The organism is Mycobacterium sp., from assembly GCF_035499775.1.
Lineage (GTDB): Bacteria > Actinomycetota > Actinomycetes > Mycobacteriales > Mycobacteriaceae > Mycobacterium.
This window is the reverse complement of record NZ_DATJYB010000171.1, coordinates 24284-33688: the sequence shown is the minus strand read 5'-3', so window position 1 is coordinate 33688 and position 9405 is coordinate 24284. Positions and strand designations below refer to the sequence as shown.

5 protein-coding genes and 1 pseudogene are annotated in these 9405 nt (G+C 69.6%); 1 reads left to right on the top strand and 5 read right to left on the bottom strand.

The window, feature by feature from the left end; all coding sequences use genetic code 11:
- From VML93_RS11855 to VML93_RS11835, 5 genes and pseudogenes are all read right to left on the bottom strand, one after another.
- Positions 1-360: pseudogene (locus tag VML93_RS11855) on the bottom strand (NAD(+) diphosphatase); the annotation flags it as partial.
- A gap of 64 nt (positions 361-424) precedes the next feature.
- Positions 425-1534: a potassium channel family protein gene (locus VML93_RS11850; protein ID WP_325610768.1), complete on the bottom strand. Its 1110-nt coding sequence runs from the start codon at positions 1532-1534 to the stop codon at positions 425-427.
- A gap of 51 nt (positions 1535-1585) precedes the next feature.
- The gene (locus VML93_RS11845) at positions 1586-4864 is read right to left on the bottom strand and encodes an ATP-dependent DNA helicase (protein ID WP_325610766.1); all 3279 of its coding nucleotides are present in this window, start codon (positions 4862-4864) and stop codon (positions 1586-1588) included.
- Entirely contained in the window at positions 4861-7941 is a 3081-nt protein-coding gene (locus VML93_RS11840; RefSeq protein ID WP_325610764.1) for an ATP-dependent DNA helicase, read from the bottom strand. Before VML93_RS11840 ends, VML93_RS11845 begins: the two co-directional genes overlap by 4 nt.
- A 46-nt stretch (positions 7942-7987) precedes the next feature.
- Positions 7988-9097 (bottom strand): DUF6159 family protein, encoded by a 1110-nt coding sequence (locus tag VML93_RS11835; RefSeq protein ID WP_325610783.1) that lies wholly within the window; start codon positions 9095-9097, stop codon positions 7988-7990.
- A 73-nt stretch (positions 9098-9170) separates the two neighbouring features.
- Between VML93_RS11835 and VML93_RS11830 the strand changes: the two genes are divergently transcribed.
- Positions 9171-9386, top strand: coding sequence for a hypothetical protein (locus VML93_RS11830; protein ID WP_325610762.1), 216 nt, complete (start codon positions 9171-9173; stop codon positions 9384-9386).
- Positions 9387-9405: the final 19 nt, after the last annotated feature.

Below are 9405 nucleotides of genomic sequence, written 5' to 3'. Positions count from 1 at the left end.
CGACACCAGTTGGCTGCTGGTGTCGTCGAAGATCTTGCCCAGGCTACGAAGGTTCACCACCTCGGCCTGTACGCCGGGATCCGTTGGCGCTTCCAGCGCTCCCCGGATAGCCCAGACGTGCCGGCCACCCTCGATGCGGCCCAGGAATACCGCCTCCGGTGGTGGCTTGTCGCCCAGCGCCACGGTGTCCCCGAGCACCACCCTGCCGTCGGCCGCGAGCACCTGGCTGCGCGAATCCACCCGCAGCAGCGCCGCATCCGCCCATCCCGCGGTGGCCGCCTCGACATCGGTGCGCAATTGATCGGCCCGGTCCGCGCCGACGCGCGACAGCAACGGAACACTCCGCAGCTGAAAGTCCATGCGCCGCCCTACCTGTCCTGGTGCCGACACGCTGCGCCCGGCTCCGCCGCGCTTGCGATCGTCACTAGTGTCCGGCGTTTCGGATATAGAGCAGTCGGTCGCTGGCCTCGATCGCGTCCACCTCCGGTGCGCCGATGCGCAGCAGATGGCCGTCGCGGACCACGCCGAGCACGATGTCGCGCAGATGCCGCGGCGATCCGCCGACCTCGGCCTGTTCCACTTCGCGTTCGGCGATGGCCAGTCCGGCGTCCGGAGTCAGCAGATCCTCGATCATGTCCACGACACTGGGCGTGGTCGTGGCGATGCCCAGCAGTCGGCCGGCAGTCTCCGAGGAGACCACCACCGAGTTCGCTCCCGATTGCCGCAACAGGTGCTGGTTCTCGGCCTCCCGGATTGACGCCACGATCTTTGCCTTGGGCCCGATCTCGCGTGCCGTCAAGGTAACCAGCACGGCAGTGTCGTCCCGACTGGTGGCGACGATGATCGACGCCGCGTTCTGGGCCCCGGCCAAGCGCAGCACGTCGGACCTGGTCGCGTCACCGTGCACGGTGACCAGGCCTGCGGTCGCGGCGTGCTCGAGGGCCATCCGATCGGTGTCGACGACAACGATTTCACCCTGAGCGGACTCGTCGCCCAGCATCGCGGCCACCGCGGTTTTGCCCTTGGTGCCGTAGCCGATCACGATGGTGTGGTTGCGCACTTTGCTCCTCCAACGCTGGATCTTCCACGCCTGCCGGGACCGCTCGGAGAGCACCTCGAGCGTCGTGCCGACCAACACCGCCAGAAACGCGATCCGCAGCGGCGTCATCACCACGGTGTTGACAAATCGCGCAGTTTCCGAATACGCGGTGATGTCGCCGTAGCCGGTCGTCGACAGCGAGACCGCCGAGTAGTACAGGCAGTCCAGGAACGTGAGCTGCCCGCCTCGCACATCGCGGTACCCGTTGCGGTCCAGGTAGACGATGACGGCGGTGCCGAACAGCACCACCAACGCGATCAGCACCCGGCGCGTGATGACGCGGCCGGGGCTGGCGTGATCCTCGGGGATGCGCAGGACGCCGACCAGCAGGTGACCGGGCTGAGCGGTAAGGGCTTCATCCAGACCGCTCAGTTGCCGCGACCTACCCTTGGGCACGACAGTCCGTCCCAGGCTTGGTCCCAGCGCACGACACATGCACGCCTCAATGTAACCACGATCGCGGGTCCCGTACCCGTACAGCGCACGTCAGACGCCGACAAAGCGGGAGTCGGTCAGCAACCCGGCCAACTCGCCGGGATCGGGCAGCTCATCGGGGACGACGGTGACGCCGCTACGCACGTAGTGGAAGGCCGTGCGCACCGAGGATTCCGGGCATCCGGACAAAGCCGCCCACGCCAGACGGTAGACCGCGAGTTGGACGGCGGCCTGCCGCATCGCTTCCGGCCCACGCGGCGGCTCACCGGTCTTCCAGTCCACGACGGTGGCACCGCCGTCGGGTTCGGCGAACACCGCGTCGATGCGGCCGCGCACCAAGGTATAGGGGGTATCGCCGATCGGCATCTCGAACGGCACCTCGACCGCCACCGGTGTGCGGGCCGCCCATTGCGTTCCGGCGAATGCGGCCTGCAGCGCCGCCAACTCCTCGGTGTCGCCGACGTCGGAGTCGGCCGCACCCGGCAGGTCACCGAGATCGAACAGCAGCTCACCGCCGTAGAACTGCTGGACCCAGGAATGAAAGGCGTTGCCCAGCAACGCATGCGGATCTGGACGCGCTGGCAGCCGATGCACCAGCCGCTGCGCGGCACCGGTCGGGTCGCGGGCCAGGTCCACCAGTCCGCTGACCGACAACTGGCTGGGCAGTGGGCGAGCAGGCGGCCGCCCGGCGCACGCTCTCTCGGCCAGCAATGCGTCGACGTCGGCTGCCCAGCCTTCGATGTCGGCACCGGGTGAATCGGCCCGGCCCGCCGCGATCGCCTGAGTCACCAGCGCCGCCCCGCGCTCGATGTCACCGCGACGAGCGGCCACCGGATCGGCGGGCCAAACCGCCTCGACGACGTTGTCGCGCAGCGGGTTTCGTTCGCCATCTGCCGGTTCCGGTGCCCACTGCTCGACCACTCCGCAGGGAGCCGAGGGCGCCGAGCCCTCGATGATGTCCTTGAGTTCGCACAGGAAGTCCGACGGGCCGCGGGGTTTGATCCCGGCAGAACCCCAGTGGTGGCCCGACACCAGCAGGGTGTCCTCGGCCCGGGTGATACCCACGTACAGCAGTCGGCGCTCCTCGTCGACACGTCGCTGCTCGAGCTGTCGGCGATGTTCAGATATCTTGTCCGACAGCTGCTTTCGATTGGTGACGGCCGAGATGTCCAGCACCGGAACGCCGAGCGCGCCTTGCTGGGCACGGTCACCGCGCAGGAGCGGCGGCAACTCGGCGGCATCGGTCAGCCAGGTGCTTCTCGACGCGGTCGACGGGAACGTCCCACCCGACAGGTGTGCCACCGCCACCACCTGCCACTCCAAACCCTTTGCGGCGTGCACGGTGAGCACCTGGACCCGGTCCCTGGCGACCGTCAACTGGGCGGGCGCCAAGCCGTTCTCCACCACCTCGGCCACATCCAGGTAACCCAGCAGACCCGCCACCGACGCCGAGCCCGCCCGATCCGCGTAACCGGCGACCACGTCGGCGAATGCATCGAGATGCTCTGTGCCAGAACAGATCCCGGAATTCACCTCAGCAGCCAGCGCACGGACTTCGCAGTCGACGCCGAGCACACGGCGCACCTCGGCGACGAGATCTGGCAGGGAATGGCCGAGGTGGCTGCGCAGGGCGCTCAGCTCGCCGGCCAGTGCGTTGATGCGCTGATATCCCGCAGCCGAATAGTAGCCGGCCGCGCCGGGATCGCTGATGGCGTCGGCCAGACACGCGGCGTCGATGTCGGGACCGGCCGTCATCGCGATCGACACGGGCGTGGATGTCTCGCCCGAGTACTGTCCCCCGCCGAGTGCCTGAGCGCGTCGCCACAGCGCGGCGATGTCGCGCCCACCGATCCGCCAGCGCGGACCGGCCAGCACCCGCATCGCCGCCGCGCCCGCCGTCGGATCGGCGACCAGCCGCAACATCGCGACCACGTCGGCGACCTCGGGGACGGACAGCAGGCCGGCCAGCCCGACCACCTCCACCGGGATCCCGCGAGCACGCAGGGCGTCGGCGATGGGCGCGGCGTCGGCGTTGCGCCGCACCAACACCGCAGCGGTGGGTGGGCTGAGGCCGTCGGCCTGCGCGCTGCGGTAACAACGCTGCAGGTGTCCGGCGATCCAGTCGCGTTCGGCCTGCACATCGGGAAGCAGCGCGCAGCGGACCGTTCCGGGCGGGGCGTCCGGCCGCGCGCGCAACGCACGCACCGCCACCGACCGTCCCCGCGCCTCTGCCGATATGGCGTTGGCCACCTGCAGCGCCCGCGGCGGGTTGCGCCAGCTGGTCCGCAGTTCCAGGACCGGTGCGGGGGTGCCGTCGGATAGCGGGAAGTCGGTGCTGAACCGCGGCAGGTTGGTGGCCGAGGCGCCGCGCCAGCCGTAGATCGACTGGATCGGGTCGCCGACGGCCGTCAGCGCCAACCCGTCATCGGCACCACCGCCGAACAGTGCCGACAACGCCACGCGCTGGGCGTGCCCGGTGTCCTGGTACTCGTCGAGCAGCACCACCCGGTAGCGACTCCGTTGGTCGGCGCCGACCTGCGGGAAGGTCGCCGCCAGCCGTGCGGCGTACGCCATCTGCGCGCCGAAGTCCATCACCTTGGTGGCGCGCATGCGCTCTTGCAGCGCATCCAGCAGCGGCACCAACTCGGCGCGCTGGGTCTGGGTGGACAGCAACCGCAGCAGCCATTGGTTGGGACCACGGTCACGTTGGTAGGGGCCCGCGGGCAGCTCGTGCACCAGCCGTTCCAGCTCCAGGTGGGTGTCGCGCAACTGGCCCGTGTCCACCAGATGTTCGGCGAGCTGATTCCACAGCCGCAGCACCATCGAGGTGACCGCCGCCGGGGTCTTGTCGGTACGCAGCTCGCCGCCATGCCCGTTGACCACGTCGAACGCCAGCTGCCACAGCTCTGTCTCGCTGAGCAACCGGGTATCGGGCTCGATGGGCAACAGCAGGCCGTAGTCACGCAACAACGAGCCGGCGAACGCGTGGTAGGTGCTGACCACCGGGGAGCCGGCCGGTTCTGCGGCTGCCGCACCGGCCGCGCCCAGACCGACGCCGGCCAGGCGGTCCAGCCGGGACCGGACCCGGCGCAGCAGCTGTCCGGCGGCCTTGCGGGTGAACGTCAACCCCAGCACTTGGCCGGGTTCGGCGTAGCCGTTGGCGACCAGCCACACCACCCGCGCCGCCATGGTCTCGGTTTTGCCGGCCCCGGCCCCGGCGATGACGACTAGTGGGCCGGGCGGCGCGGCGATTACGGCGGCCTGCTCGTCGGTGGGCGGGAAAAGCCCTAGCGCAGTGGCTAATTCGTTGGGGCTGTAACGCGCGGTCATGACGCCGGCCGGTCGGCGTGGGCCGGGCAAGCCGGCCGAATCGGGCAGTGTGCACATCCGTCGTTGCGCCGGGCGATGAACTGCGGGCCGGCGGTCGCCGCGGCCGCCCGCTGGACGACGTCGCGCCATTCCTGGCGCGCTGCGGGTGTGAGTGGATCCTGCTCGCGCTCGGTGACGCCGTTGGCCCCGGTCTTGCCCAGGTAGACCAGACGGGCGCCGCCCGGCTCGTCACCGGACGGCAGCATGCCCTCGGCCACCGCGAGCTGGTACATCGCCAACTGCGCGTGTTGTTGGGCGTCGTCCTTGCTGACCGGCGTCTTGCCGGTCTTGATGTCCACCACCACCAGCCGCCCGGCCCCGTCCCGCTCCAGCCGGTCGACCCGGCCACGCAGCCTGACGTCCCCAAGCGCGCCGTCGACGCCGACCTCGACACCCACCTCGGTCAACTGGCCGCGGGTCTGGGAGCGCCACTCGACGAACGCCTGGATCATGGCCCGGTGCCGGGCGAGCTCGTTGGCCGAATACCACTGCGCATCGAAGGGCAGGTGTTCCCACGCCCGGTCCAGCTCGGCCAGCAGTTGAGATTCCGTCTTGCCGGGGTCAGCGATCAGGGCGTGCACCACCGAGCCGACGGTGGACCGCAGTTCGCGTGCGCTGGTGCCACCGTGCCGTTCGGCCAGCCAGCGCAGCGGGCAGTCGTTGAGCGTCTGCAGCGTCGACGGCGTCAGCGTGACCGGATCGTCGGCGTCGCGCAACGGCTCAACGGTGCTGAGCGGGATCAGGCCATGCCATGCGGCCGGATCTGCGCCCGGTACACCGGCTTTGGCCAACCGGGCCAATTGCGTTGCCGCACAATCGCGGGCCGCGTCGTCCACAGCTCCGTCCGGCGCACACACCACACCGCGCAACCGGCCCACCAGCGCCGCCGTCGACAACACGCGGAGCGCTGAGATCGGTTGCGCTACAACGGGATTGTCGTCGGCCAGCTGCGCGATCTCGTAGCAGAACGCGGACGGCAGTGCGGCCTCCTGTCCCGGCCCGTCGGTGTCGCTGTCCACGGCGGTGACCAGTAACCGGCGCCGGGCCCGGCCCATCGCCGCCACCAGCAGCCGACGCTCCTCGGCCAGCAGCGGCGCCCGCGCCGAAGCGTCCTGGCTGACACCGTCGAGCTCGTCGAGCAGACGCTGGGTGCCCAGTACACCACCTCGCGGAACCGTGTTGGGCCACAAGCCATCCTGCAAGCCGGCGATCACCACCAGATCCCATTCGTGCCCCAGCGCCGCGTGCGCGCTGAGCACCCGGACCTCTTCGGCCTGGGCCGCCGGCTCGGTTTTGGCGCCGGGCAGCTGCAGCGCTGCGACGTGTTCGACGAGCCCGCGCAGCGTGGCGCCGGACGTGCGAGACACGTAGTGGTCGGTGATGTCGAACAGCGCGGTCACGGCGTCAAGGTCCCGGACGGCCTGGGCGCCACCGGGACCGCCACGCTCGGCTGCTGTCAGCCAGCGCCGCTGCAGACCGGACCGGTGCCACGCCGCCCACAGCGTGTAGCGGGGATCTTGCCCCTCCCGGTGACAGCGACAGGCCGCAGCCAGGACCGCGCGCACCCGCGCCAGTGGCTTCGGCGCCGGCTCATCGCCGGTGAGCGCCTCGACCAGCAGATCGCCGAATTCGCCGGGCTTGGCGCGCTGAAGTTTCCGGCGCAGCTGGCGAAGTGCGACCGGGTCGACCCGGCCGATCGGCCCGGTCAACAGTGTCAGCGCTTGCCCTTCGTCGAGGCCGTCCGCGGTGGCGGCCAAGACGGTGAGCAATGCCTGCGCCGCGGGTTCTTCGGAGACCGGCCCGCCGGTCGCGGGGATGGCAACGGGGACCCCCGCGGCGGCCAACGCGCGCGGCAACCGCGCGGCTGCCCGCGGCACCGACCTGACGATCACCGCCATCTGCGACCAGGGCACACCGTCGATCAGGTGCGCCCGCCGCAGCGCATCGGCGATCGTCGCCGCCTCGGCGTGCGCAGAGGCCGCCAGGCGGACCGCGACCGATCCGTCCTCGTCGCCGGTGCCGTCGATGTGCCGGCCGGCGCTGCCTCCGGGCAACCGGCGCGCAACAGCGCTGACGGCGCACGCCACCGCGGGAGCGCAGCGACGCGACACCGTCAGCGTCACCGACGGGCCGTCGTCCAGTAACCCCGCGGGCTCGCCGCCCCGGAAGCCGAACACCGCCTGGTTGGGATCGCCTGCCACCAAGGTCAATTCGGCGCCCGCCGCCAGCACCCGAACCAGATGCGCCGCCTGCGGGTCGAGTTGCTGGGCGTCGTCGATCAACAGCACGCGGATCCGGGCGCGTTCGGCGGCCAGCAGCTCGGGATCGACCGCGAAAGCCTCCAGGGCGGCGCCGACAAGTTCGGCGGCGCCCAGTGCCGGCGTCGTCGCCTGCGGCGTCGCCGTTCCGACCGCCGCCCGCAGCAACATCACCTGCTCGTACTGGCGCGCGAACTGGCCGGCTGCCGTCCACTCCGGCCGACCGCAGCGACGGCCCAGCCGCTCCAGATCCAGCGGTTCCACCCCACGTTCGGCACAGCGCGCCAACAGGTTTCGCAGCTCGATGGCGAACCCGGCGGTGCTCATGGCGGGCCGCAGATGGCGCGGCCAGGCGGTGGCGGCGCCCGGCCCGTCCTCGAGGTCTCCGGCCAGCAGTTCGCGGATCATCGCGTCTTGTTCAGCGCTGGTGACCAGCCGCGGGGGCGCGCTGCCGGCACGCTCGGCGGCCCGCCGCAAGACCGCGTACGCGTAACTGTGCACGGTACGGACCAGCGGCTCGCGGGCCGCGGCGCAGCACGGACCCACCTCGCGCGCCCGCAGCAACGCCGTCGTCAGCTCGCTGCGTGCCCGCATCCCGATCCGGCCCGAACCGGTAAGCAGCAGCACCGATTCCGGATCGACACCGGCCTGGATGTGCGCAATTGCGGCGTCGATGAGCAGGCTGCTCTTGCCCGTCCCGGGACCACCGAGAACGCGGACCAAGCCGCGGGCGTCGGCGTCCAGAACTACGCGTGCCTCGGCACCCCACGTGTGCGACATAGCCGCATGCAACCACGAGGGTCCGACAAGTCGGCCCGGGAAGTAGCTAGAGCGACTTCCCGGTCGTTGGATCCTGCCAGCGGTTCACCGGGACATTGTGCCGCTCGAACGCGTCCTGAAGCAGCTCGCGGTCGAAGCCGCCCGGCACCGCGCCGTTGACAGCGAATTGGTACAGGGCGACGCGGAATATCTGGCTCAACGCACTCGAGACGAATGACACGGCGATGACGCAAGCGACCGTCAGAGCAATGACGCAACCGCCGAGCACCAACAGGTGGGCTGCGAACAGGAAGACGGCCCCCACACCACCGATGATCATGATGAGAAGGTTGGCCAGGAACGTCACCACCGCGATGGTGGCCGCTCCCGTGGCGCCCTCCCCCCAGCGCGCCTTGACGACGGACGCCGAGCGTTTGAGCGAATCGATCGGCCCGGTGCCTTCCAGAGCGAGGACCGGGATCACGAAGAACGTTGCGATCGACCATGCAGCGCCCGCGATATCGGCGACGATCCTGCCCACGAACTCGAAGCGCTCCCTGATGGCTTGCAGTATCAGCCCGACCGTCGCCGTCACGAAAGTCCAGCCGAGGATCGGGCCGATCCGGCTCCAGGCGGCACCGAGCCCTTCGCTGACCTTGGTGTCCTCACCGCGCATCGAGCGGACCGCACAGGCGGCCAGTGCCACATTGAAGAAGACCGCGATGAATGTTGTCACGTATGCCGATGCCGCGCCGACGATGTATACGACCGGGTCGTGCTTATCCACATGGTGGACCCGGAGGTACAGGACATACGTCGGCACCCAGATCGCGACGCAGGCCAGGAGCGCGAAAATAAACGACAGGATCGGAAAGATGACCAGAGAAAGGTCGTTCTTCAACACTTTCCAGCTCTGCCCCGTCAGCTGCCAACCGCGACTTATCCTGCCCATTTTGTTGCTCCCGGCTGCTTGGTCCGCCACCGACGCGGCGTTGTGAGCGCCCATTGTAGTCCGGCGCGACGGCGGCGGACAGTGTTCTGGAGCGGACCCTCCCGGTTGGGCGCTTCGGGCCAGACAGCGCGGCACGTAGTCGGTAAAACTGTTATAGTTCAACGTAATTCGGATTCTCGATGGCAGGGCAATAATGGCGCTGGAAGTCGCCGCGGCGGCGCGCATCACCGGCCGACGCGTAACCTGGCTACCGGCAACCCGAACCAGGTCGCGACGAAAGTGAGGAGGGGCTTCGAACATGAAGGACGTCGAGGGTTTCACGCAGTCTGATGACGTGCCTGAAGCCGACGCAGTCGAACAGCAGCAGCCCGCCGATTTCGACGACGATACGGACGCGGAGATCCCCTACTTGAACACCGAGGGTTTCACGGACCGCGAAGCCAACGAAGCCGATCTGATCGAACAGGCCTTCGTGGTCCCGACGTCCGACGACGAACGCGACCCCGGCTACTGATTCGGCGTACCGCCGCCGC